This window comes from Streptomyces sp. NPDC048269 (assembly GCF_040652395.1).
Lineage (GTDB): Bacteria > Actinomycetota > Actinomycetes > Streptomycetales > Streptomycetaceae > Streptomyces.
Genome location: NZ_JBEZLW010000005.1, coordinates 238,741 through 261,952 on the forward strand (window position 1 = coordinate 238,741; position 23,212 = coordinate 261,952).

General features: G+C 70.6%; 28 protein-coding genes and 1 tRNA gene. 5 read left to right on the forward strand and 24 right to left on the reverse strand.

The annotated features are described in order from the left end of the window. Nucleotides 1-22 precede the first annotated feature (22 nt). Entirely contained in the window at nt 23-1,561 is a 1,539-nt protein-coding gene (locus tag AB0D48_RS08280; RefSeq protein WP_362392092.1) for a tetratricopeptide repeat protein, read from the forward strand. A 437-nt stretch (nt 1,562-1,998) separates the two neighbouring features. On the opposite strand, the gene hppD is transcribed toward AB0D48_RS08280, so the two are convergent. After that, nucleotides 1,999-3,144, reverse strand: a complete 1,146-nt coding sequence (gene hppD, locus AB0D48_RS08285) for a 4-hydroxyphenylpyruvate dioxygenase (RefSeq protein WP_362392094.1) — start codon at nt 3,142-3,144, stop codon at nt 1,999-2,001. Nucleotides 3,145-3,277: 133 nt separating this feature from the next. Here hppD and AB0D48_RS08290 point away from each other — a divergent pair, with 133 nt between their 5' ends. Beyond that, nucleotides 3,278-3,754, forward strand: coding sequence for an Lrp/AsnC family transcriptional regulator (locus tag AB0D48_RS08290; protein WP_362392096.1), 477 nt, complete (start codon nt 3,278-3,280; stop codon nt 3,752-3,754). 26 nt (nt 3,755-3,780) lie between these two features. Here the strand turns inward: AB0D48_RS08290 and AB0D48_RS08295 are convergent, their stop codons facing one another. The 6 genes from AB0D48_RS08295 to AB0D48_RS08320 all read right to left on the reverse strand — a co-directional run bounded on the left by AB0D48_RS08295 (nt 3,781) and on the right by AB0D48_RS08320 (nt 9,826). Then, nucleotides 3,781-4,578 carry a S16 family serine protease gene (locus tag AB0D48_RS08295; RefSeq protein WP_362392098.1) on the reverse strand — a complete coding sequence of 266 codons (798 nt, stop codon included), beginning with the start codon at nt 4,576-4,578 and terminating at the stop codon, nt 3,781-3,783. 236 nt (nt 4,579-4,814) lie between these two features. Beyond that, on the reverse strand, nt 4,815-5,456 hold the full coding sequence (locus AB0D48_RS08300; RefSeq protein WP_007264382.1) for a helix-turn-helix domain-containing protein: 642 nt from the start codon (nt 5,454-5,456) through the stop codon (nt 4,815-4,817). Between the two features lie 349 nt (nt 5,457-5,805). Further along, nucleotides 5,806-7,590 (reverse strand): DEAD/DEAH box helicase, encoded by a 1,785-nt coding sequence (locus tag AB0D48_RS08305; protein WP_362392100.1) that lies wholly within the window; start codon nt 7,588-7,590, stop codon nt 5,806-5,808. Between the two features lie 136 nt (nt 7,591-7,726). Further along, nucleotides 7,727-8,101: a type II toxin-antitoxin system death-on-curing family toxin gene (locus tag AB0D48_RS08310; RefSeq protein ID WP_362392102.1), complete on the reverse strand. Its 375-nt coding sequence runs from the start codon at nt 8,099-8,101 to the stop codon at nt 7,727-7,729. Between the two features lie 9 nt (nt 8,102-8,110). Continuing rightward, the gene (locus AB0D48_RS08315) at nt 8,111-8,308 is read right to left on the reverse strand and encodes an Arc family DNA-binding protein (protein ID WP_362392104.1); all 198 of its coding nucleotides are present in this window, start codon (nt 8,306-8,308) and stop codon (nt 8,111-8,113) included. Nucleotides 8,309-8,368: 60 nt separating this feature from the next. After that, a complete protein-coding gene (locus AB0D48_RS08320; protein WP_362392106.1) occupies nt 8,369-9,826 on the reverse strand; it encodes an MFS transporter in 1,458 nt (485 codons plus the stop codon). 172 nt (nt 9,827-9,998) lie between these two features. Here AB0D48_RS08320 and AB0D48_RS08325 point away from each other — a divergent pair. Continuing rightward, nucleotides 9,999-10,070: transfer RNA gene (locus AB0D48_RS08325), tRNA-Cys, on the forward strand. A gap of 83 nt (nt 10,071-10,153) precedes the next feature. Here AB0D48_RS08325 and AB0D48_RS08330 read toward each other — a convergent pair. The 17 genes from AB0D48_RS08330 to AB0D48_RS08410 all read right to left on the reverse strand — a co-directional run bounded on the left by AB0D48_RS08330 (nt 10,154) and on the right by AB0D48_RS08410 (nt 21,224). Then, on the reverse strand, nt 10,154-11,428 hold the full coding sequence (locus AB0D48_RS08330; RefSeq protein ID WP_362392108.1) for a site-specific integrase: 1,275 nt from the start codon (nt 11,426-11,428) through the stop codon (nt 10,154-10,156). 81 nt (nt 11,429-11,509) lie between these two features. Then, the gene (locus AB0D48_RS08335; protein WP_362392110.1) at nt 11,510-11,743 is read right to left on the reverse strand and encodes an excisionase family DNA-binding protein; all 234 of its coding nucleotides are present in this window, start codon (nt 11,741-11,743) and stop codon (nt 11,510-11,512) included. 469 nt (nt 11,744-12,212) lie between these two features. Continuing rightward, nucleotides 12,213-13,688 (reverse strand): ATP-binding protein, encoded by a 1,476-nt coding sequence (locus AB0D48_RS08340; protein ID WP_362392112.1) that lies wholly within the window; start codon nt 13,686-13,688, stop codon nt 12,213-12,215. Nucleotides 13,689-13,690: 2 nt separating this feature from the next. Next, nucleotides 13,691-14,539 (reverse strand): bifunctional DNA primase/polymerase, encoded by an 849-nt coding sequence (locus AB0D48_RS08345; RefSeq protein ID WP_362392114.1) that lies wholly within the window; start codon nt 14,537-14,539, stop codon nt 13,691-13,693. Next, nucleotides 14,536-15,222 (reverse strand): SAM-dependent methyltransferase, encoded by a 687-nt coding sequence (locus AB0D48_RS08350; RefSeq protein ID WP_362392116.1) that lies wholly within the window; start codon nt 15,220-15,222, stop codon nt 14,536-14,538. The genes AB0D48_RS08345 and AB0D48_RS08350 overlap by 4 nt, the downstream gene beginning before the upstream one ends. 84 nt (nt 15,223-15,306) lie before the next feature. Further along, nucleotides 15,307-15,495: a hypothetical protein gene (locus tag AB0D48_RS08355; RefSeq protein WP_362392118.1), complete on the reverse strand. Its 189-nt coding sequence runs from the start codon at nt 15,493-15,495 to the stop codon at nt 15,307-15,309. Between the two features lie 14 nt (nt 15,496-15,509). Beyond that, nucleotides 15,510-15,752 carry a hypothetical protein gene (locus tag AB0D48_RS08360; RefSeq protein WP_362392120.1) on the reverse strand — a complete coding sequence of 81 codons (243 nt, stop codon included), beginning with the start codon at nt 15,750-15,752 and terminating at the stop codon, nt 15,510-15,512. 153 nt (nt 15,753-15,905) lie between these two features. Then, on the reverse strand, nt 15,906-17,969 hold the full coding sequence (locus tag AB0D48_RS08365) for a cell division protein FtsK (RefSeq protein WP_362392122.1): 2,064 nt from the start codon (nt 17,967-17,969) through the stop codon (nt 15,906-15,908). Nucleotides 17,970-18,063: 94 nt separating this feature from the next. Beyond that, a complete protein-coding gene (locus AB0D48_RS08370) occupies nt 18,064-18,294 on the reverse strand; it encodes a DUF6257 family protein (protein ID WP_362392124.1) in 231 nt (76 codons plus the stop codon). A 71-nt stretch (nt 18,295-18,365) separates the two neighbouring features. Then, a complete protein-coding gene (locus tag AB0D48_RS08375) occupies nt 18,366-18,557 on the reverse strand; it encodes a hypothetical protein (RefSeq protein ID WP_362392126.1) in 192 nt (63 codons plus the stop codon). Between the two features lie 15 nt (nt 18,558-18,572). Then, on the reverse strand, nt 18,573-18,728 hold the full coding sequence (locus AB0D48_RS08380; protein ID WP_362392128.1) for a hypothetical protein: 156 nt from the start codon (nt 18,726-18,728) through the stop codon (nt 18,573-18,575). 88 nt (nt 18,729-18,816) lie between these two features. Next, complete coding sequence (locus AB0D48_RS08385; protein ID WP_362392130.1) at nt 18,817-19,194, reverse strand: DUF6251 family protein; 378 nt, start codon at nt 19,192-19,194, stop codon at nt 18,817-18,819. After that, the gene (locus AB0D48_RS08390; protein ID WP_362392132.1) at nt 19,191-19,580 is read right to left on the reverse strand and encodes an RRQRL motif-containing zinc-binding protein; all 390 of its coding nucleotides are present in this window, start codon (nt 19,578-19,580) and stop codon (nt 19,191-19,193) included. The genes AB0D48_RS08385 and AB0D48_RS08390 overlap by 4 nt, the downstream gene beginning before the upstream one ends. Next, nucleotides 19,577-20,419 (reverse strand): DUF2637 domain-containing protein, encoded by an 843-nt coding sequence (locus tag AB0D48_RS08395; RefSeq protein ID WP_362392134.1) that lies wholly within the window; start codon nt 20,417-20,419, stop codon nt 19,577-19,579. The genes AB0D48_RS08390 and AB0D48_RS08395 overlap by 4 nt, the downstream gene beginning before the upstream one ends. Continuing rightward, nucleotides 20,416-20,691: a hypothetical protein gene (locus AB0D48_RS08400; protein WP_362392136.1), complete on the reverse strand. Its 276-nt coding sequence runs from the start codon at nt 20,689-20,691 to the stop codon at nt 20,416-20,418. The genes AB0D48_RS08395 and AB0D48_RS08400 overlap by 4 nt, the downstream gene beginning before the upstream one ends. Continuing rightward, nucleotides 20,688-20,957 (reverse strand): DUF6284 family protein, encoded by a 270-nt coding sequence (locus tag AB0D48_RS08405; RefSeq protein ID WP_362392138.1) that lies wholly within the window; start codon nt 20,955-20,957, stop codon nt 20,688-20,690. The genes AB0D48_RS08400 and AB0D48_RS08405 overlap by 4 nt, the downstream gene beginning before the upstream one ends. A gap of 96 nt (nt 20,958-21,053) precedes the next feature. Further along, nucleotides 21,054-21,224, reverse strand: a complete 171-nt coding sequence (locus AB0D48_RS08410; RefSeq protein WP_362392140.1) for a hypothetical protein — start codon at nt 21,222-21,224, stop codon at nt 21,054-21,056. A 434-nt stretch (nt 21,225-21,658) separates the two neighbouring features. On the opposite strand from AB0D48_RS08410, the gene AB0D48_RS08415 reads away from it, so the two are divergent. After that, entirely contained in the window at nt 21,659-22,417 is a 759-nt protein-coding gene (locus tag AB0D48_RS08415; protein ID WP_362392142.1) for a GntR family transcriptional regulator, read from the forward strand. Then, on the forward strand, nt 22,387-22,941 hold the full coding sequence (locus AB0D48_RS08420) for an ATP-binding protein (protein WP_362392145.1): 555 nt from the start codon (nt 22,387-22,389) through the stop codon (nt 22,939-22,941). Before AB0D48_RS08415 ends, AB0D48_RS08420 begins: the two co-directional genes overlap by 31 nt. Nucleotides 22,942-23,212 lie beyond the last annotated feature (271 nt).

A 23,212-nucleotide genomic window follows, 5' to 3' on the forward strand; every position in this document is an offset into this window, starting at 1 on the left:
CATATTGACGCACAGTGAGCGCATGGACCGTATCGACCGTATCGACGAGGAAGCGCAGACCCCGGCGCCGCCCGTGACCTTCACCGGCCGCAAGACGCTCGTGGCGGCCGCGGTCGCGGTGGTCCTGATCGCGGGGGCCCTGCTGATCCGGCCCGCCCGCGGCGGTGACGACGCCCGCCCGCCGGGACCGAGCGAGCGGGCTGCGGCGGCGGTCGGCATGGGCGCGCCCGCGGCCGCGGTGGACCTGGCGGCGCTGGTCGCGGACCGGGAGAAGTGGGTCGCGGCGCACCCGGACGACGAGGCCGCGTGGGCGGTCCTCGGCGCCGCGTACCTGGAACTGGCGCGGCGCTCGGCGGACTCGGGCTGGTTCCCGAAGGCGGAGAAGGCGCTGAAGCGGTCGCTGGAGGCCCGCCCCGCCGAGAAGGGCAACTTCGACGCGATGACGGGCATGGGCGCGCTGGCCAACGCCCGGCGGGACTTCGGGACCGGCAAGAAGTGGGGAGAGCTCGTACGGGCGCAGGCGCCGAAGCGGTGGGCGGCGTACCCGCTGCTCGTGGACGCGTACACCGGTCTGGGCGACTACAAGGCCGCGCAGACGGCGATGGAGCAGCTGATGGAGCTCCGGCCGGGCCTGGCGGCGTACATCAGGGCCTCGCAGGTCTACCGGGACCGGGGCTGGCGCGAGGACGCGGCGATGTCGATGGAGCACGCGGCGGGCGCGGCGAAGGCCCCGGCGGAGAAGGCGTACGCGCTGTTCCGGCTCGGGGAGCTGGCCTGGGAGCGGGGCGACGCGGCGGAGGCACTGGCCCAGTACGAGGGCTCGCTGCGGACGGATCCGGGGCAGGCGGAGGCGCTGGGCGGCCGGGCCAGGGCGCTGGCCGCGCTGGGGCGGCCCGGGGAGGCCGTGCGGGACTACCGGCTGGCGCTGGGGCGGACGCCGGTGCCGCAGCTGGCGCGGGAGCTGGGCGAGCTGCTGGAGTCGCTGGGACGGGAGCAGGAGGCGCGCGTGCCGTACGACATGCTGGGCGCGCTGGCGGCGCGGGACAACACGAACGGCGTGGACGACGACGTGGTACTGGGCCTGTACGAGGCGGACCACGGGGATCCGGCGGCGGCGGTGCGCCGGCTGTCGGAGGAGTGGGAGCGGCACAAGAGCATGCCGGTCGCGGACGCGCTGGGCTGGGCGCTGCACAAGGCGGGCGAGGACGTGGCGGCGCTGGAGTACGCGAAGAAGGCGACGGAACCGGGGCTGCGGAGCGCGGAGTTCGCTTACCACCGGGCGATGATCGAGCGCGGCCTCGGCGACGAGGCCGCGACGCGGCGCCACCTGGAGGAGGCGATGCGCACGAACCCGCACTTCTCGCCGCTGCGGGGGCCGCTGGCGAAGGAGGCCCTGGCGGCGATCGGGCAGCCGCCGCCGGGCGGTCCGGAACACCTGCAGCCGACCGCGCCGTGGGTCGCCCCGGAACTGCCGAAGGCCGCCAAACCGACGCCGACGCCGCCGCCACCGGCGGACCCGACGCCGAAGCCGTCCGCGTCGGCCTCGGCGTCGTCCGCCTGACGATCCGCCGCGCAGGGTCCCGCGGCGCTGCCCGTACCCCGCCTCGATCGCCGGCGCGGCTCGAAGACCTGGGGCTCCGCCCCGGACCCTCCCCCAGACTCCGTCGGGGGGACCCCCGGCGCCTCAAACGCCGGCGGGCTGGATTTGGCTGACGCCGCCTGCCTGGTGCGGGCTGGATTGCCCTCCGGGGACCGCGCCGCACCCAGCGTGGCGGGCGCCCCCGGCCCGCTTCAGCCCCGGCGGCGTTTGAGGCGCGAGGTCCGGGGCGGAGCCCCGGCCACGGCGCCGCACCGGCGCCAGGTGGGCGGCGTCAGGCCATCCCGCCCCCGCCGGCGTTCGGGGCGTGGGGGTTCGGGGGCAGCGCCCCCGGCAACGGCGCTCGACCCGGACCCCCGGCGGAGCCGGAGTGGCGGGAGCCGGGGGCCGGGCTTCGCTGCCTAGAGGTTGCCGCGCTTCGCCTGCTCGCGCTCGATCGCCTCGAACAGGGCCTTGAAGTTGCCCTTGCCGAAGCCCATCGAGCCGTGCCGCTCGATCATCTCGAAGAAGACCGTCGGCCTGTCCTGCACCGGCTTGGTGAAGATCTGCAGCAGGTAGCCGTCCTCGTCGCGGTCGACGAGGATCTTGAGCTCGCGCAGGGTCTCGACGGGGACGCGGGTCTCGCCCGCCCACTCGCCGAGCGTGTCGTAGTACGAGTCGGGGGTGTCGAGGAACTGCACGCCCGCGGCCCGCATGGACCGCACGGTCGCCACGATGTCGTTCGTGGCCAGCGCGATGTGCTGGACGCCCGCGCCGCCGTAGAACTCCAGGTACTCGTCGATCTGCGACTTCTTCTTCGCGATCGCCGGCTCGTTGATCGGGAACTTCACCTTCAGGGTGCCGTCCGCGACCACCTTGGACATCAGCGCCGAGTACTCGGTCGCGATGTCGTCGCCCACGAACTCCTTCATGTTCGTGAAGCCCATGACCTTGTTGTAGAAGGCGACCCACTCGTTCATGCGGCCGAGCTCGACGTTGCCCACGCAGTGGTCGATGGCCTGGAAGGTGCGCTTGGCCGGCGGCTCGACCATCGGGTCGACGGCGACGAAGCCCGGCAGGTACGGGCCGGTGTAGTCCCCGCGCTGGACCAGCGTGTGGCGGGTCTGGCCGTACGTGGCGATCGCGGCCAGCACGACCGTGCCGTGCTCGTCCTTGACCTCGTACGGCTCGTCCAGGCCGCGCGCGCCGTGCTCGACGGCGTACGCGTACGCCGCCCGCACGTCGGGGACCTCGATGGCCAGGTCGATCACGCCGTCGCCGTGGTCGGCGACGTGCTCGGCGAGGAAGCGGCCGCGGTCCGTCGTCGCCTTGATGACGGAGGTCAGCACGAAGCGGGCGCCGCCGTTGGTCAGGACGTAGCTGGCGGTCTCGCGGACGCCGTTCTCCGGTCCGGAGTAGGCGACGAGCTTCATGCCGAAGGCGGTCGAGTAGTAGTGCGCGGCCTGCTTGGCGTTGCCGACGGCGAAGACGACCGCGTCCATGCCCTTCACCGGGAAGGGGTCTGCCTCACGCGCGGTGTGCGGGGTGGTGTCGAGGGTCTCAGTCATGACCGCAGAGTCCCGCCGATCCACAAGCTGCGCAATAGTTTCCTGTTTGGCTGTACAGAGTGCCCAGCTTGAGCGGAGGATGGTTGAAACATCTGTGCACTATGACCACCTCTGAGGACACCGGAGCGTACTCATGGGAATCGACGACCTCGACGGCCGGCTGATCGTCCTGCTCGCCCGCGAGCCCCGCATCGGCGTCCTGGAGGCCTCGCGCCGCCTGGGGGTGGCACGCGGGACCGTGCAGGCCCGTCTCGACCGGCTCCAGTCGAACGGAGTCATCTGCGGCTTCGGCCCGCAGGTCGATCCGACGGCCCTCGGGTACCCGGTGACGGCCTTCGCCACCCTGGAGATCAAGCAGGGGCAAGGGGCCGACGTACGGGCCCACTTGGACGGTGTGCCGGAGGTGCTGGAGCTGCACACCACCACGGGGCACGGGGACATGCTGTGCCGGCTCGTGGCCCGGTCCAACGCGGATCTCCAGCGGGTGATCGACCGCGTTGTCGGTTTTGATGGCATCGTCCGGGCCTCGACGGCGATCGTCATGGAGAATCCCGTGCCCCTGCGGATCATCCCCCTGGTCGAACAGGCCGCCGAGGACGACAGTCGATAGGACGAGGTGACGCGGTGTGAGCTTCGTCAGCAGGACGGAGCCGGCTCTCCCCGGTTCAGTGCGCGAAGGGCGTCCACCGCATCTGTCAGCGAGGTGACGGGGACGAGTTGGAGGCCGTCGGGGAGTTCCGACCGCGCGTCGGAGCACTCGGCCTTCGGTACGAGGAACACGCTCGCCCCGTCGCGCCGCGCGGCCTGGGTCTTCAGGGCCACTCCGCCGACCGCGCCGACCGCGCCGTCCGCGTCGATGGTTCCCGTACCGGCGATGGTGCGTCCGCCGGTGAGGTCGCCGCCGCTGCCGTCGCCGTCGAGCTTGTCGACGATGCCGAGGGAGAAGAGGAGCCCGGCGCTGGGACCGCCGACGTCGGCGAGGTTCAGCTCGACCTTCACGTCCTTGGGGTCCTTGCGGAGGTAGCCGAGGGCCGCCTGCGCGGCCGTCGACTGGGATTTGGCCATTTCCTCCAGATTGTGCTGCTCGATCTCCTTGTCGGTTCCGCCCGAGGAGTAGACGGCCTCCTTGGGCAGGACGGCCCGGGAGGCGTCGAACCAGTTGTCGAGGAGTTCGGGCAGGTTCACCGTCGTGGACGGGCCGGTGGCCTGGATGGTGGTCATGCGGAGCTGCCCCGTGGTCTGCCGGGCCGGGGCGCCGCTGACCGCGATGACGGCCTTGCCGTCCCGCTCGCCCAGCACGTCGGCCGTGAGCCCCGGCTGGGCGACCACGAAGGGCAACGGCGCGAAGACCGCGACGGCGAACAGCCCGAGCACGGGCACGGCGCAGACGGCCAGGGCGGCGGAACGCCGCAGACGAAAGAGACGAGAGAGCACGCCCCCAATCTATCGGCCCGTCCACCCACCCCCCGGCCGGGCACGTCCAGCCCCGCCGGCGCTTGAAGCCGGGGCCCGGGGCGGAGCCCCGATCCCCCAGCCGAGCCACACCCGGCCCGCCGGCGTTCGAGACGCGGGGGCACGGGGGCAGCACCCCCGGCAACGGCGCCGCACCCGGCACCGAACCGGCGGCACCGAACCGGCGGCGGCACCGGGAGACACCGCCGGGCCCGCGGCTAGCGAAGGGCGTCCGCGACCTCACGCGCCGCGTCGACCACCCGCGGCCCGACCCGCTCGGGCACCGCGTCGGCCAGCATCACGACCCCGACACTGCCCTCCAGCCCGGTGATCCCCACGAGCGGCGCGGCAGCGCCACTGGCGCCCGCCTCCAGCTCCCCGTGGGTCAGCGTGTACCCCGGCTCGATCAGCGAGCCCTGACGGGCGGCCAGAATGGCCCGCCCGGCGGCCCCGCGGTCCAGCGGGTGGCGGAAGCCGGCCCGGTAGGCCACGTGGTAGTCCGTCCAGGTCGGCTCCACGACGGCGACGGCGAGCGCCTCGGTGCCGTCGACGAGGGTCAGGTGCGCGGTGGCGCCTATGTCCTCGGCGAGGGACCGCAGCGCGGGCAGGGCGGCCTCGCGTACGAGCGGATGCACCTGCCGGCCGAGCCGCAGCACGCCGAGCCCGACCCGGGCCCGGCCGCCGAGGTCACGACGGACCAGGGCGTGCTGCTCCAGGGTGGCGAGGAGCCGGTAGACCACGGTGCGGTTCACACCGAGGCGGTTGGAGAGCTCGGTGACGGTCAGACCGTGGTCGGTGTCGGCGAGCAGTTTGAGGACTCTGAGCCCTCTGTCGAGAGTCTGGGAGGTTTCCGCGGTCACGACGCCTCTCCCTCTTTCGGTGGGCGGCGGTGACTCTCGGGGTGGCACGCCGCCGGTCCCGCGGCGGCGCACGGAGAGGCCGCCGGTAGCGGCCATTGCACCGGCTGCGCTCCCGCGGCGGCGCTGCCACGGTGCGTTCGATGCGGGGACAGTAGCGAGCAGGTCCGCTCAGCGGAAGGCCTCGTCCAGAATCCGGGCGCGCACTACCCCTTTATGCCGTTTCCTGACCGCCTCCGGAGTCGTTTCGTGACCGCCTCCGGAGTCGTTTCGTGACCGCGGATTTCCACGGGGTCCGTACGAAGCTCCGTACGGACCCCAACTCACTCCTGTGGGAAGCCGCGGGAACGGATCACCGCATCCGGGTGGCCCACTCCTGCACCTTCTTGATCCGCTCGCGCAGCTGACCCGCCGTCGCCTCCGCGCTCGGCGGCCCGCCGCACACGCGGCGCAGCTCCGTGTGGATGACGCCGTGCGGCTTGCCGCTCTGGTGGACGTACGCGCCCACCATCGTGTTCAGCGACTTGCGCAGTTCCAGCAGTTCCTTGTGCGAGACCACGGGCCGCCGGTCGGCCGGCAGCTCCAGCAGGTCCGCCTCCGCGTCCGGCTTGCGCCGGCTGTGCGCGATCTGCCGCGACTGGCGCTTCTGCAGCAGCATCTGCACCTGGTCCGGCTCCAGCAGTCCGGGGATGCCGAGGTAGTCCTGCTCCTCCTCGCTGCCCGGGTGCGCCTGCATGCCGAACTCGGCGCCGTCGTAGAGGACCCGGTCGAAGACCGCGTCGGACTCCAGCGCCTCGAAGGACATCTGCTCGTCCTCGCCGGTGTCCTCGTCCTCCTGCCGGTTCGCCTCGTCCATCTCCTTCTCGGACTCGGCGTACGGGTCGTCCTCACCCTGCTTCTTCGGCTTGTCGAGGACGTGGTCGCGCTCGACCTCCATCTCGTTCGCGAAGCCGAGGAGGTAGGGGATGGTCGGAAGGAACACGGACGCGGTCTCGCCACGTCTGCGCGATCGCACGAAGCGCCCGACGGCCTGCGCGAAGAACAGCGGGGTGGAAATGGTCGTGGCGTACACCCCGACGGCCAGCCGGGGCACGTCGACGCCCTCGGACACCATCCGGACCGCGACCATCCAGCGGCTGCCGTCCGCGCTGAACTCGTCGATCCGCTTGGACGCGCCGGTGTCGTCGGAGAGCACGACGGTCGCCTTGCTGCCGGTGATCTCCCGCAGCAGCTTGGCGTAGGCGCGCGCCGAGTCCTGGTCGGAGGCGATGACCAGGCCGCCCGCGTCCGGGATGCCCTTCCTGACCTCGGTCAGCCGCTGGTCGGCGGCGCGCAGCACGTTCGGCATCCAGTCGCCGCGGGGGTCCAGGGCCGTGCGCCAGGCCTGCGAGATGGCGTCCTTGGTCATCGGCTCGCCGAGCCGGGCGGCGATCTCGTCGCCCGCCTTGGTCCGCCAGCGCATGTTCCCGCTGTACGAGAGGAAGATGACGGGCCGGACGACCCCGTCCCCCAGCGCGTTCCCGTACCCGTAGGTGTAGTCGGCGGAGGACCGCCGGATCCCGTCGTTCCCCTCTTCGTACGTGACGAAGGGGATGGGGTTCGTGTCGGACCGGAAGGGGGTGCCGGTCAGGGCCAGGCGGCGGGTCGCCGGGTCGAAGGCCTCCAGGCAGGCCTCGCCCCAGGACTTCGAGTCGCCGGCGTGGTGGATCTCGTCGAGGATCACCAGGGTCTTGCGCTGCTCGCAGCGGTTGCGGTGCAGCATGGGCCGTACGCCGACACCCGCGTACGTGACCGCGACGCCGTGGTAGTCCTTGCTGAGCGGCCCGGCGGAGTACTCGGGATCCAGCCGGATGCCTATCCGCGCCGCCGCCTCCGCCCACTGCTTCTTCAGGTGCTCGGTCGGCGCGACCACCGTCACCTGCTGCACGACGTGGTGGTGCAGCAGCCAGGACGCGAGGGTCAGCGCGAAGGTGGTCTTTCCGGCGCCGGGCGTGGCGACCGCGAGGAAGTCCCGTGGCTGGGTCTGGATGTAGCGGTCCAGCGCCCCCTGCTGCCAGGCACGCAGCGCGCTGGCGGTACCCCAGGGGGCACGGCCGGGGAAGGCGGGTGAGAGGTGGTGGGAGGCGGTAGTAGTCACGGTCTCCGGTTCGGGCTCTCGGCGTACTCGCGTACTGGTACGGGCAGTCGTACGTAGGACAACCGGGCCACCCTACCGGGACGGGCCCGCCCCTCGCGGAGGGACAGGCCCGTGACCTCGGCGGGTGCGGCGAGCGTCACATCGTTTCGTGCAGGGCCCTCAGTCGGCGCGCGATCTGCGCCACGTCCTCAAGACTGCCGGTGGCCACCTCGATCACCAGTTTGTACGCCTCGTCCTGATCGACGTCGACCATGTCGGTGCCGTTGACGTCGAGGAAGACGACCGTGCACATCCACGCCATGGGCTTGTTGCCGTCCACCAGGGGGTAGTTCACGGCGAGCGACTGGAGTAGTGCGGCAGCCTTCTCGAACAGGTCCGTGTACGCCTCGACACCGAACATCTGGGACTGCGGCCGGTGCACCGCAGAGCTGAGCAGGCCCAGGTCGCGCACCGCGACATGCTGCCCCGCCATGGCAAGCTCAGCCAGGTCCAGGGCTTCCTGGACGGTCAAATACTTCGCTCACTCCCCCAGGCGGCGCAGCAGGTCGGCGTGCGCCTTGGCGTACTTCTCGCCCAGTCGGCGGACCGTCTCGCGGTCCGCCTCCTGCTCGAGGTAGCGGTCGATCGCCTGGAGCACTATCGCGTGCATGCTCCGGCCCTCCTCCTCCGCACGGAGCTTGAGGGCCTCTTGCTGGTCGTCACGCAGACGCAGGTTCATCGCCATACCAAAGCGGTACCGCTGGTGGTAGCACCACTGGTGGTACCAGAGTGGTATCGCTCAGCGCGAGGGCTCCAGCCGCGTCGCCACCCAGGCCCCCGCCAGCGCCACGCAGGCCATCGGCAGGAACACGACGGCGAATGCGGCGGGGTGCGAGGCGCCCGCCCCCTCGGCGGCGGTCACGGCGTGCGCGGCGCCCACCGCGCCCCCGCCGAGCGCGGCGAACGCCGCCCCACCACCGGCCAGCAGCACCACATTGGCCAGCGCGTCCGAGATCTGCAGGGCGGCGGAGTTCGCCCCCGCCTCCTCCGGCGCCGACAGCTTCAGCAGCAGCACGCTCGTGGAGCCGATCACCAGTCCCATGCCGAGGCAGCCCACCGCCCAGGCCAGCGCCAGCGTCCACACCGGCACCGAATCGATCAGCACGGCCGGAGCGGCCGCGATGGCGGCGGCCACCATCACCATCCCGCCCACCATCAGCCGCTCCCGGTACGGCGCCATCCGCCCCTTCGACTGCACCCAGGACCCCGCCGCCCAGGTCAGCCCGCCCAGCGCGAGCGAGAAACCGGCCAGCGTCGGGCTCAGCCCGCGCTGGGTGACCAGCATCAGCGGTACGAAGCTCTCCGCTCCGATGAACGCCCCCGCCGCCAGACCGCGCAGCAGCACCACGGACGGCAGTCCGCGCCGGGCCAGGTAGGTGCCGCGCGGCAGCAGCCCCAGTACGGCGGGCACCAGCAGGGCCACGCCCGCGGCGCCCGGGAGCAGCGACAGCCACCGCAGGTCCTGGGCGGCGTACTGGAGCAGCCCGGCGCCTACGGAGATACCGAACGCCAGCCGGATGCGGCGCCGGTCGAACGCCACCGGTCCGGCCCCTGTGTCCACCGGCCCGGACGCGGTCCGGCGTATCGCCGGCAGCGCGATGACGAGCGGTACGACGACGAGGGCGGGTATCCCGAGGAAGACCCACCGCCACCCGAGGTGCTCGGTGACCGTCCCGGCGGCGAGCGGGCCGACGATGGAGGGGACCACCCAGCTGGCGGCGAAGGCCGCCATGATCGCGGGCCGCAGCCGTTCCTCGTACGCCCTGCTCACCACCACGTACAGGGCGACGATGACCAGCCCGCCGCCGAAGCCCTGTACCGCCCGGCCGAGGACGAACACCCACATGGCTCCGGCGGTCCCGGCGACCACGAGCCCCGTGGCGAACGAGGCGATCCCGACGGTCAGCGGCCGCAACGGCCCCTGCCGGTCGGCCCACTGCCCGGACAGGACCATGCCGAAGAGGCTGGTCGTGAAGTAGGCGGAGAAGGCGAAGGCGTAGAGCCCGATCCCCTCCAGCTCCCGCGCGGCGACGGGCATGGCCGTGCCCACGGCGGTGGCCTCGAAGGCGATCAGGAAGATGACGGAGATGATCCCGATGCTGAGCGTCCGGTACGCGGGCCCGAGGATCCCCGCGCGCGGCGGTGTCGGGGGGACGGGTGCGGTCTTCTCGGGCACGCGGGGTTCGAGGGCGCTCATCGCCCCAGCGTAAGGGGCGTATCCCGGTTTGGTCCCTGTCAATTCGACGGATCCCGCCTCGGCCGTCGGACCTAGGACTGTGAACGCGGCATGGCAGTCACATTGCACCCACCGCGCACCCCTTCCCCGGCCCCCGACCCCGCCCGTACGGTCGTGCACATCACCACCACCCAGCCGTGTGCCCGAGTGGTTGAGGGACTCGCCTGCAAAGCGAGTTACGCCGGTTCGATTCCGGTCACGGCTTCGATCTGGTCTGACCAGGCAGAACGACAGGGCGGCACCCTTCCCAGGGTGCCGCCCATTTCGCTGTCCGTCTCAGTTTCCGTCTCAGTTGGCCGGTACGAGGGCGCCGGCCGATCCGTCGTCGTCATCGGATCGGCCCGTCTCGGCCTTCCAGATCAGACCGTCCACCTGCCGCGCGATATCCGTCCGGACCGCGTCCACCATGTGCTGGTACCGAGCGGCCATAGCGGTGGTCGACCAGCCCATGAGACCCATGACCGCGCGCTCGGGAACCCCGAGGATCAGCAGCACCGTCGCGGCCGTGTGCCGGGCGTCGTGCAGGCGGCCGTCCCGGACGTTCGCCTCCGCCAGCAGAGCCTTCCACTCGGCCCAGTCCCGGCGGTGGGACGGACTGCGGCCGTGTTCGTCGGGGAACACCAGCCGGTTCTCCTGCCACCGCTTGGCCGCCGCCCGCTCCTTCTCCTGCGCCTTCAGATGGTCACGAAGCAGGTCGACGAGTTGGTCGGGCAGACCGACGGCGCGGCGGCCCGCGCGGGACTTCGTGGTCGACAGCTCCGGGTTCGTGCGCCGCCGCTCCGCGCAGTAGCCGGCCGCCTTACGCCCGCACGGTTCCGCGCACCCGTGCGCGTACTGCGGTCGATGGCGGCTACGACGGACCACGAGGAACCCGCCCTCAAGGTCGACGTCGTCCCAGATCAATCCCAGCACCTCCCCCTGGCGCAGCCCGAGGGCGAGAGCAACCGCCCACCGCGCCGAGTTGCGGTGCCTCTCGGCGGCGCTCAGCAAGCGCTGCACTTCCTGCACGCTGTAGGGCTCCACCTCGTAGTCCCCCGTCTTCGGTGCCTTGGCCAGCTGAACCGGGTTCTTACCGAGATGCCCGCGCCGTACGGCTTCGTTGAGGGCGGTGCGGAACGTTCGGTGCACCTGATGCGCGGTGGCCGACTTGCTGCCGTTGGCCTGCATCTTGGCGTAGAACGTCTCGATGTGTTCGGGCTTGAGTCTGTCGAGTCGGTGTGCCCCCAGGCCAGGGATCAGGTGCTTTCGCACGGCGACGCGGTACCCGACCATGGTGTTGTCGTTGACCGTTAAGGGCGCCACGTTCTCCACCCAGTGCGTCAGCCACGTCCTGACCGTCCACGCCTTTCCCGGCTTCCGCACCGTCTTCGCGTCGCGCTGCTTCTCCAACTCCCTGACAGCAGCGGTCACCTCGGCGCGGGTCTTGCGTTCGACGTGGCGTCGGTCCGGCGTGCCGTCATCACGGATGCCGACGGTCACGCGGCCGTGCCATTTGCCGTCGCTGCCCTGGTAGATGGAGCTGCGGCCGTTGGGCTGTCGAGTGCGCTTCTTGTCTTCCGCCACAGGCGGGCTCCTTCAGTTCGGGAAGGGTGGAAACGGCCGGAGCGCTGCCCGTAGTGGGACAGCGCTCCGGTGAAAGATGGGTCAGACGGCCAGCCGCTCAGCACGGCGCCGGGCGAGGTACGCGGCCGGCGCATCGGCGGGAACCCGCCTCAGCCCGCCGACCAGCAGCGACTCCAGCTCTCCGCTGCCGATGAGGGCGAAGCAGGTGGTCCGCCCGACGCGGAGGCAGCGTGCGGCCTCTTCGACCGTCAGGAGAACCGGAGCCAGCTCGTTGCTCTGGGCGGTTCTGGCGTCGTCCAGGTGAGTGATGCTCATGTAGGCAGCCCTCCGGGCCTGTACCGGGTATGGGTGTGTGTCCGAGGCTGGGATTTCTGCGTCACCGTCGTCGTCCGCGTCATTTACGGGTCTGACCAGCGGTTTTTGATGACGTAGCGGTGTGGTGGCTGTGTCACCGGTCTGCGTTACCGTCACCGGGGTGACGCGGTGCGGTGACGTGGGTGACGCGTGATGACACAGCCGTTAGCCGTCTGCGTCACCGGTGTAGCCGCAGGTCACGGGGCATCTGGAGCCCTGCCGTGACGCGGGTGACGCAGCATGTCTTCTCTTAGGAAAAAGAGAAGGGGGGTGTCTGTTGTCGTGCGCTGTGCCTTCGAGCGTGAAGAGGGAGCCGCTGCGCGGCACGTCCCTTGCAGCGGCGGCAAGCCGCCGGAAGAGCAAGAGGAGCACGCCCCCCCGGGCGCGGGTGCTCTTCTTGCTTGCAGGCGAGTGGGCGTGGCGGTGCCGGTTAGAACATCGGGTCCGGCTGGTCGGGCGCCGGGGCAGCGGGGCGGGTCATCTCGATGTAGCGGGCGGTCCTGGTGCGGCCCCAGTCGATGAGGACGCCGCGGGCGGCGAGGGTCGGCTGAAGCCGCTTGAGGCGGTCGGAGAGGACCTTCCCGGTGGTGGGCCAGCCCTTGGGCACGGCACGGAAGTCCTCGCCGGTGTAGAGCTGGGTGAGGGCGTGCAGCCACTCGCTGGAGGTCATCCGGACCTCCTCGCCGGGGTCGAGGCCGGCGGCGTGCTTGAGGACGGTTTGGGCGAGGAGATCGCCTTCGATGACGTCGTCGTTGAGGTCGTCGAGGCTGGCCCGGTAGGCGTTCAGCGCTCCAAGGCCGGTGGCGGTGTCGAGCTGGGCGCAGAGGTGGGCGAAGTCGGCCATGCGCAGATCGGTGGGGATGTCAGCTTCGGTGGCCCGCACCTTCACGGTGAGGTCCAGAAGCGAGCCGAGGATGACGGGCAGCACCTGCGCGAACTCCGCCCACAGCTCGGCCTCCGTCCGCCGCACCCGGGGGCGTTCCAGGCGCAGGGGCAGGAGACGTTCGGCGAGGTCGGGGCGGACCACGCCGACGTCGATCCCGGTGAGCAGGAGGGGGCGGCGGTAGCGGGAGCGGACGACGTCGCCGTCGGTGAACAGGGCGCGTTTGATGCTCTCGGCTCCGGTGACGATGCAGCACATGAGGTCGGAGAGGTCCGGGGGCAGGTGGGAGAGGTTGTCCAGGGCGGTGACCCATCCGGCGGCGACGGCCGTGATCAGGTTCTCCTCGTCCTTCGGGGCGCGCCGCAGGTCACCCGTCATGCCTTCGATGATCCGCACCAGCATCCGCCCGCCGGTCGACTTCCCGGCGCCCTGCGGGCCAGTGAGGAACGGCGCGGGGACGGGTACGGACGGCTCCAGGCAGCCGATCAGCCACGCCACAGCCATGCACTCGCTCTCAGCGTTCGCGAAGTTGCACAGCCGCAGCAGAGCGTCGATGCCCTTGCCGTCGGTGTCTTTCTCGGGGAGGGGGAGTTCCCCGGTGAGCTGGGTGCGCCGCCAGCACACCTCTTCAGGCTCGGGGGTGAGGATGTCCCAGCCGGTGGGGTGGATGCGGACGGACTGTCCGTCGGTGCGGCCGAGGTCGAGCCAGGTCGCACCGTCGAACCCCGGGGCGACGCGGATGTGGGTGGCCTGTACGTCCTGGCTGAGTGCGAGTGCTTCGATCAAGTCCAACGCCTCCTTCAGGGCGGTTCCGTTGAATACGCCGCATCCGTCGTTGTAGAGGCCGACCATGAGTTCCTGGCGGTGGCTGCCCGTGGTGCCCTGGGAGCGGATCGGTCGGGCGACGGGGTGGGCGTTCTTCTGCGCGTACACGGTGCCTTCGGTGGTGCGGAAGTACCGGAAGTGGGCCTGCGCGTAGTCGGTGATGATCTCTCGGGCCGGAATCTTCTCATCCTCGGGCATGGCTACATCCCCAGCGTCGTGCGGGCGTTGGACCAGGCGTCCTCGCAGTGCCGCAGGGATTCGCCCTTCTCCTGCGCGGCGGTGAACAGCCGCTTCACGTGGGCTTCGGTGAGGCAGCCGCACCGGCCGTGCTTGGCCAGGACCGCGAGGAAGACCCGGTACACGCTCGTGTGGATCGCTTCCTGCGCCCCGGAGATGGACTCCTCCGCCATGGCGATACCGCGTTCCAGATAGGCCGGGCTCCGGTGTCGGCATTCCCCGCCACCGGCCCCCGCGGGGACGCTGATCCCCTGTGCGGCGGAGGGGGAAGCGGACTTCTTCCCCACGGCCAGTGCCCGGACGGCGTCCGGCAGGGCGGTGATCGGTCCGTCGCCCGTGCCGCGCCACACGGTGTAGGACATGAGGGATTTGATGTCGACGCCGGGCCGCACCTTGTTGGAGGACTGCATGGCGCCCCGGTAGATCCAGTGCTCGCCCCGGGTAGTGGACACGGTCTTGGTGGCGGGCAGGGTCTGGCGGGCCCATGTGACCGCGTCGGCGTGGTCTAGGTCCACGACGGTGAGGCGGGCTCCGCCGGGGTGGTAGGCGACCGCTCCGGCCTGGCGCCAGGCCCTTGCCCAACCAGGTCCGGCGAGGACGTCAGGGTCGGTGGTGGCGGCGGCCCAGGCGTGGCAGGGGGCGGGGCATTGGCAGGTACCGGCGGCAAGCATGTGCGGTCGGTCCCCGCATGCCGAGCGGGTGCAGCCCAGGCAGTTCCCGAAGGGGAGCTTGCCCTCCCGCAGGGGCAGGGCCGGGATGCCGAGTTCGGCGAGCCACAGCGCGGTTCGCAGGTGCCCGGTGGCGGCGCTCACGCGGCCACCGCCCCGGCTGCTGCGAGGTGGGTGAGGGCCTGGCGGCCGATGTGCTCCGCGTAGGCCGGGGGGATGCATTCGCGGATCCCGTCGCGGTTCATCCACGGCACGCCCATGACCCTGCGGGCCAGGTCGACGCCGGAGAAGTTCCCCACGAACTGCCCGTAGTGCCCAGGCGGGATGGGGCGGCCCATCTTCGCCTGCGGGGCCGTGTGGGCGGGGTGCGGGAGCTGGGGCAGGGTGAAGCCGCCGCCGGTCTCGAAGTACCGGTGCCGGTACGTCTTGAGCCCGAACATGGCCCCGCAGAGCATGACCGGCTGGTGCATCTTATGGGCGGCGCCGCGGACGTTCTCCATCACCCACGGGCGGCCGGTCGCGTTGAGCGCGTCGCGGGTGGGGGCGATCAGGTCGGGGTGGTCGTTGCCCTGGATGCGCTGGCAGTCGGTGTCGTGCTGGCAGGGCGGGGAGGCGTGGATGAAGTCGAAGCCGTCTCCGAACTTGCGGATGAAGGCGACGGCGTCGGCCTGGTGGAAGCCGAGGGGGTAGCGGGTCTGGGCGTCCTTGTCGACGCCGGTCACGTCGAACCCGGCGTAGTGGTAGCCCATGCCGGCTCCGCCCTGGCAGCAGTAGAGGTCCGCGAGACGGCGGCGGCCGTCTCGCCGGATCGGGGTGGGATGGGTCATGCTGGAGTCCTCCAGGTCTTGAGTCGATCGGGAGATCAGGACGGCCCCGGCTTTGGCGAGACGGGGGCCGCCCTTCTGCATGCGTCAGAGATTGGGGATGGCCTGCACGAGGGCGGTGGCCATCTGGTTGATGGGACCGGCGGCGCCGGTGGAGGCGAGGAAGAAGCCGAACCCGGCGGCGGTGAAGGCTCCGCCGTAGCTGAGGGAGCCGTTGCGCAGGAGGAAGTACAGGACAAGTCCGAAGAGCGCGACGAGCGAGACCGTTACGGCCATGCCGGTACTTCCTTTCAGCGGGTGCCGACGCGGTGGATGTCGCGGCTGTGGTTGAGCAGGCGGCGGCCGAGCCGGAGGCGCTTGCCCTGGCCGTGGCAGCGGCGGCAGACGCTGGTGGCCTTCGGTCGGCCGTGGCGGTCGGTGGTGATGCGGGCGCCGAGTCCGTCGCACTTGCGGCATGTGCCGAACGGGCTGATCGCGCACAGCGTGGCGTAGATGCCGAGGGCGAGGATGGCCAGGGAGCTAGCGGTGAGCACGGGGGTTCCTTCCGGTCGGCGGGGCGTTTCCGGGGGTCTGAGCGGGGGTGCTGCTAGGCGCTAAATCGCAGGTCAGAGCGGTCCTGGGGTGCTAGCGGGGGTGCTAGACCTAGCAGTGGTGGCTGCTAGGTCTAGCGGGGGTGCTGGGGGTGTTCAGGCGGCCCGGTCGGCGTCGCGGCGGGTGATCGCGGCGGTCAGGTCGGCGCGGTCGATGCCGCGCCGGTTGGCGCCCTTGCCGTCGTCGGTCTGGCCCCAGACCTGCCCGGTCTTGATCCCCCACGGCTTGAGTGCGGCGGTGACGTTCTCGCCCTTCCACCCGGTGTAGGTGTCGGGGCGAAGTTCGGCGAGGCGGGTGGCGATCCGCTCGCACCACACCGACTTCTCCGAGGCCGGGACCACCTTCAGCACGTCGCCGAGGATGTCCGCGCCGACGCTGTTCTCGGGGCCGGCGCCGGTGGCGTGGCCGGTGATGTTGCCGTACTCCTCACGGGCCGCACGCGCCCGGGCCACGACAGCTTCGGCGGCCACGGCGTCCACGAATGCGGAGGCGACGATGCGGGGGTCGTCTCCCTCACCGGCCATCCAGCAGATGCCGCGGTCGGAGCGGGAGAACATCGTGGCCCGGTATCCGGCCTTGTACATCGAGGTGCCCAGGATCATGTCGTTGGCGGGCTGGCCCATCACCTGGAGCGCGAACCTGAGGACTGCGTTCGCGGAGATGCCGGTGGGCAGGGACTTCGCGTCGGGCCGCTGAGTGCCGAACATGCCGACCATGCCGAGGGCCGGGCCGCGCTTGGTGATGTCGGTGCAGATGTCCTCGATCTCCTGGCCGTACTTCTCGTGCTCGAACGCCACCTGGCACTCGTCCAGCCCGACGACGATCGGGTGCAGGCCGAGCGACTTGTCCGAGGCCAGCGACGGGGTCACCTTCGACTCCGGGCAGCGGGTGCGGGGCAGGGACTTGATGACCTTCGCCCGGCGGCGCAGTTCGTCCTTCAGCTCCCGCAGGGACTGCACGACGTACTCGATGTCCTCGTCCTCCTCGCCGGCGCGGTAGCGGTGGCAGACCGGTTCGAGGGCGGAGAAGTCGCCGGTGCCCTTGAAGTCGAACGCGTGCAGTTCGGCGCGCGGGTCGAGTGCGGCGATCAGGAGCAGGAGCCGCATGAGGAAGGTCTTGCCCATGCGGGGGATGGAGCCGACGACGACGGCGGCGAACATGAGGGTGACGGACACGTCGCGCATGCGCTGGTCGTTGCCGAACACGACCGGCTTGAACAGGTCCACCGTGCCGGACTTGGCGAGCGGCCAGGCGGGTTTGGTGGTCTCGTTCATCGGCTTGTCCCCGACCCACAGCACCAGCCGCCCCTCATGCTCGGACGGGTCCGGGGAGGGCCACACGCAGCCGACCTTCCGCCGCAGACCCGAGGCCAGGGGCTTGCGGGCCTCCATGATGTCCTCGGGGGTGACGCCGTAGGGCAGGTCGAGGTCGGCCCGGTAGCCGGGCCCGTCGCGGACGATTTCCGAGGTGAAGCGGAGCCCGTTCATGTCGCCGCCCTTCTTGATGGCGGCGGAGATCTTCGCATTGCCGATGCTGTCCAGGCCGCGGAGCACGATCGACCCGGTCAGCTTCTGAAGCTCCGTCTTCAGGACGGCGGGGCCGATGACCTTCTCGTCCGGCTGCTGCCCGCCCAGACCGAGGAGCAGGACGCCGCCGGCGGCGAACGCGTACAGGAAGCCGGGAGCCAGCACGTACAGCCACAGGGCGAAGGACAGGCCGAACACGGCCGTGACCAGGGTGACCAGCCCCCGCAGCTTCACCCGTCCCGCCCGCAGGCTGGACAGGCGCATGTACTCCTCGACGTCCTCGTTGCGGACCGCGAACGCCCGCAGCGGGGCCGCCTCGCGGTCCCACACCCACCGGTTCGTGGAGGAGACGAACCGACAGGCGCCGCGCGGCGAGCGGGCCGCCAGGCGGGCGGTGTAGACGGGGATGCGCACCCCGTGGAACAGGGCGGCGTAGCCGAGGTTGGCACCCGCGTGGCGGGCGGTGGCAGTGAAGTCCCGCCGGTTGGTCAGCCACCCGGCCAGCACCGGCTTACGCCGCTCGCTGCGGACCTTCGGATCGGGCAGGTTCGGGTTCTCGACCATCTTCGGTATCACCGGCTCGACGTCCTCGTCGGGGACGGCGCGCAGGTGCGGGGTCGGGCTATCGGTCATGCTGGGAAGCTCCTGCTCTGACTCACTACGGGTTGGGTGGGGCCCGGGGCGGCCGCGATTCTTTGGCGAGAGGGGCGGCCGCCCCGGGGCACAGCTACTTCTTGACGTTCCGGGCGCGGGCCTTGCGTGCGGCCTTGTCGGCGGCGGCCTGATCGGCGGCCTGCTGCTGCTCGCGTTCGCGGGCGCCGTCGATGATCCGGTCGACCTTCTTCTGCAGGTCGCCGAGGTGGACGGTCTGACTGGCGATTCCACGTTTGGCCATCCGGGCGGTGTACCAGCCCATCTGGGCGATCTCGCGGGCGGTGAACTTCGGGTCCTTCGCCATGACGCTCCCTCCAAGGGCCGGGCTGTCCGGCTCCCCTCACCACCCGCACGGGCGGGTGGATCGGGCAGCCGTCAGGCGGGCCGCAGCTGTTCGGGGCGGTAGGCGGGCAAGCCGGTCAGGGCGTCCATGAATCCGCTGCTTAGGCCCTCCACGAGAAGCAGGCCGTCGGTCTGGACGAACACGACGGAGCCCGTCTTGCCCTTCGTCCACCGGTTGTTGCCTTCGTCGACCACGACCACGCGATCGCCCACGTTGAAGCTCATGCCGGACTCCTGTCGTCAGCGGGAAAGGCCGGAGAGGTTCCAGCGGGGGTGCTTGCGGGTCATGTGGACCTTGCGGTCCTGCTCGGCCTTGTCGGGGCTGTTGCGGAGGGGGCCGAGGGCTCCGCAGTCACACTTGAACTTCCACCCGGAGTAGTGCTTTGACGTTGTCACGTACGACGCCACAGGAATCTCCTCATCCGGGCCGGGGCTGTCCCAGCTCCCCTCACCACCCGCACCGGGCGGGTGGATCGGGCAACCGTCAGCCGCGACGGCGGCGGGCCTTGCGCACGTTCTTCACAGCCGCAGCACCCTCGGGACGGCCAATCGACTTCACGACCGTGTGGACACCCCAGCCGAGGACCAGGGCGAGGAAGGCGAGCATCGCGATGTTCGCGGCCATCGCGGTCAGCGCGGCGACCAGCAGCGGGCCGTAGTACACCCCGGCCGCGACCGCGCCGGCGCCCACTCCGGAGCCGAGGGCGATCCGCTGCAGGGTGTGGTCGGGCGGGGCCTGGTGGATGTGCTGGTGCACGACCTGCGGCCCCTGGAACGCAGCGGGCAGCGTGGTGGAGTCGGCGTAGACGTGGGTGCCGTCCGGGAGCTGGACGACGCGGACGGGTTCGGGCAGGTGATTCACGGGCGTATCCCGTCAGGAGGGGTCGGGTAGGCGCAGGGCACGCACATGCCGAGCGAGGCGGGGATGACGTATCCCGCGTCGCTGCGGCACTCGGGGCAGGTGCGGCGGGCCGCGTTCGCTTTGGCGAGCGCGGCAGTCTTGGCCGGGGTCATCGGCCGCACCGGCTTCGCGCGGTCGACGCGGTACAGGAACGCGGTCAGCGGACCGCGCCGAAACCGCGGGCGCAGTAGCTGACCGGCGATGTCCTGACCACCCGGCCGCAGCCCGAGGGCCCGTAACTGGCGTCGGGTGGCCAGACCTTCGGGGGCCAGACGCCACGGGAAGGTGGGCAGGCCGTGGACTTTTCCCGCCGGGTCGAAGCAGTCGGCGAACTTCCTCAGGCTCATCCGGCCACCACCACGGCCGCGGCGTCACGCTCGCGCTCCGCCCTCAGCACTTCCCGCACCACACGGGCCTTCGCCGGAGACGTGCGCAGGGCCTTGCGGATCCCCTCGCCGGTCAGCTTTTCGACCGGCCACGACTCCGTCAGACTCCGCGCCTCAGCGAGCAACTCGACTTCCGTGCGCACCGTCCGGGTCGACCGGGCCGCCTGAGGTACTCGACCAGTCGCCCGACGCGGGCGCGACGACTCAGCCGCCACCGCGAGCTGCGGCCGGGCCTCGATCGCGTCGACCGGAGCCCTGGGGGAAGAGACGACCTCCGCCCCCGGATCCGGTTGCTCCACCCCGGTTTCGTCCTGCTCAGGCATGGACCGGTTTGCCACGATCTGAGTCGATTCATCAGTAATCGACTCGATCGGAGGGTGGTGATGAAGGACCTTGGCAACGAGATCGGATCCGAAATAGATCGACCCGACCGGAAGAGACGTCGCCAGCAGCACGAGCGTGTAGTGCGCCGGATTCCAGTCGGCCAGTCGAGTCCAGTCGACCGACTCGCCATGGAGATCGGGCAGCAGTCCGTGCACGTAGTTCAGGGCCAGCGAAGCGAGCGTGTACGAAGCGAGGACCCGCAGGGCGAACCTGCGGGCCTCGCCGGTCAGCACGAGAGCGGCAACCAGGGCAAGAGCCATCAGCCCGTCGACCACGAACGGGTACAGCGTCGCCGCAGTGCTGTCCGCGCCGATCGCCCGCGCCACGTCCCGCAGTGCATTCCAGGAGACCCGGAACGCCATGCCGACCACGGCCACCAGGGCCAGTACCAGCAGCGTCTTGGCCTGGCGGTTCACCGGTCCTCTCCGTCCCAGGCGAACTCGAACGGCGTGTAGGTGACGGGTTCCTCGGCGGTCCGCTGGCGGATCGCACTCGCCGCCGGCCACGGGTCACGGCGGCCGGACAGCATCACCGCGAGCACGACCCGCAGGTCGCTCACCCGACGCTCCAGCAGCCGGTGGTAGAGCCGCTCGTCCGCGGCGACGAGCGACGGCAGGGGCACGTCGAGCGCGGCCACGATCGCGGTCAGCAGGTCGGTGTGCGCGGCCTGCAGGGTGCGTTCGCTCATGCCGCACCGCCGGGCAGGTGAGCCGCGATGGCCTGGTTGGTCAGCGTCAGGCGGGCGGTGAGGACCTTGCGGCGGGCCCGACGGATCCGCCGCTTGTCCAGCTCGGACGGCGTCCGGTCCAGGACGGTGATCTGCGCGTCGAGCAGGTCGACCTCCGCCAGGATCAGCGGCATCTCCCACTCGATCGCATCCAGCTCCGCGTCCGTCGGCTCCAGACCGACGGGCAGCGCGGTAACGAGGTTCTGAAGTGCAGCGATGGACTTCATTGGGCCGTGCTCCTCTCAGACAGGAACGGGACCCGAACAGCAGCCCCCGGCGTTCCAGCGCCGGGGGCTGCACCTTGTTCGGGGATGAAGCGAGAGCTAGCTGGCCTTCTTGCCGGCGCCACGGCCGTGGGCCGCGTCCAGCTCCGTACGGGCGTCCTTGCACTTACCGGACGTGATCCGGTCGTAGACCTTCTGGCTCTTCGCCACCGACGACGGCGACGACAGGTCAGAGGAGGAGGACTGCGAGGAGGACTTCTTGCCGAACATTGAGAACTCCCTCGAAGTAGGCGATGGAGCAGCCGGACGAACCGACCCCGCTCCCCTCAACCCCGCCCGTACAACCGAAACCGGCTGGACAGGCGGAGGAGGCAACGGGCCGCAGCGCGACACCGAGGGTGTGTTGTTGTGCGTGTCTCCTTCAGGACTACGGCTCCCGTATGAGGTAGAGCCGCCATGCCTGGCGTAGGCGTATGGAGACGTGACCTTTCGGTCTAAGCCCTCCGGAGTGACCAGGGTCCGGCGCGCCCTCGGCCCGCTCTGTCCCGGGCCCCTTGACCTCGAACGACCCATGACTCAGGGCATATCGAGGTCCCGCCCCCTCCGTCCGGCGGACCGCCCGGCGGGGACATCCCTAGGGTTCCCTGCGGTGTCAAGCGGTAAGCTAGGGAACCCCAGGGAAGTCGTCGCGAGGAGCGGACAACATGGCAGGCCAGGCCGACAATCGGGCGCCTTACGCGAGGATTGCCGCCCACTACTCGGAGCTGATCACGTCCGGTCAGCTACAGCCGGGGACCCTCTTGCCGAGCATCAAGAACCTGTCGGAAGAGTGGAAAGTGAGCACGGCGACAGCGGAAAAAGCGCTGCGCAAGCTGCGCAACGAGGGGCTTGTCCGTGGCATCCACGGCATTGGGACCGAAGTGCTGGACCAGCCGGCCCCCATGTCGTCGGGGTCCCAGCGACAGGATCGGGGACGCCGTACCGGGTCCAGCTGGGGGGCAGGCGAGCGGTCCGACTCGCACCAGGCGGCCGTGGTGCCCGCGCCCGAGGATGTGGCGCAGGCGCTGGACATCCCGCCTGGCTCAGACGTGGTTCGGCGTAGCCGCGTGTACCGGGATCGACACGGCATCGTCGCTCACAGCACGTCGTGGATCCCGGCTCGGTACGGGAAGCTGATCCCCCAGCTCGCAGAGAGCGAGCGGCTGACCGGGGGCACGTCGCTTGAGCTCATTGCCCAGGCAACCGGCCACCCGATCAGCCACCGTATCGACACCGCTTCAGCCCGCCCTCTGACGCCGGAGTACGCACAGCTCTTGGAGCTGGACCCCGGCAACCCGCCGACGGACCCGGTAGTCGTGATGACGGCCAAGTTCGTGGACAGCGAGGGCAACGTCGTTGAGTACGGCGTGGACCTCGGAGGTCCGGGCCGGACATGGCGAACAGAATCAGAGGTGACCGCGTGACGGTCTGCGTCCTGATGGCCGGCCTTCCCGGCTCTGGCAAGACAACCCTCTCCCGCACTCTCACCGCTCGCGGCTTCGTACGGATGTGTCCGGACGAAGAGATGTTCCGCCGGCACGGTGTCTACGGGGTGGACTTCCCGCGGGGCGTCTTCCCCACCCTTGAGCGCCCCGTCCTCGAAGACGTGGCCGCCGATCTACGAAAGCAGCTCAAAGCCGGGCACGACGTCGTGGTGGATCACGGTTTCTGGACGCCGGATGACCGGGCGAAGTGGAGCGCGATCGCTGCGGAGGCGGGCGCAAGGCCCGTACTCGTTTACCTTGCCGCCAGCCACGACGAACTGTGGGCGAGGATCAGTAAGCGCAACGAGTTCCACGCCAGCGATCCCAACTCGATCTACTTCTCCGAAAGCGACCTACAGCGGTACCGCACGAGGTTCGTTCCCCCAGCGGCAGACGAACCACATGTGCTGTACGACGGCGATCCGGCAGCTGTGATCGCAGCTCTGGACGACCCTCCCGCCTGACCCCAACCGGGGCGGAAACACAGGTCAGCCTGACGGTACTCCGTCTCAGTTTCCGTCTCATTCACCCCCGTCCGGAGCCGTTCACAACGGTCCACACGCCGGACGGGGGTACGGGGATGAACGAGGTTGAACGGCAACGACTCGCCCGCCGACCAGCATGGACAAACCTGCAAAGCGAGTTACGCCGGTTCGATTCCGGTCACGGCTTCGCGGCGGGCCGCTCGGGGGCAGGCGCTCCCCTGAGCGGCCTTCGCCATGTCTACGCTTTCCA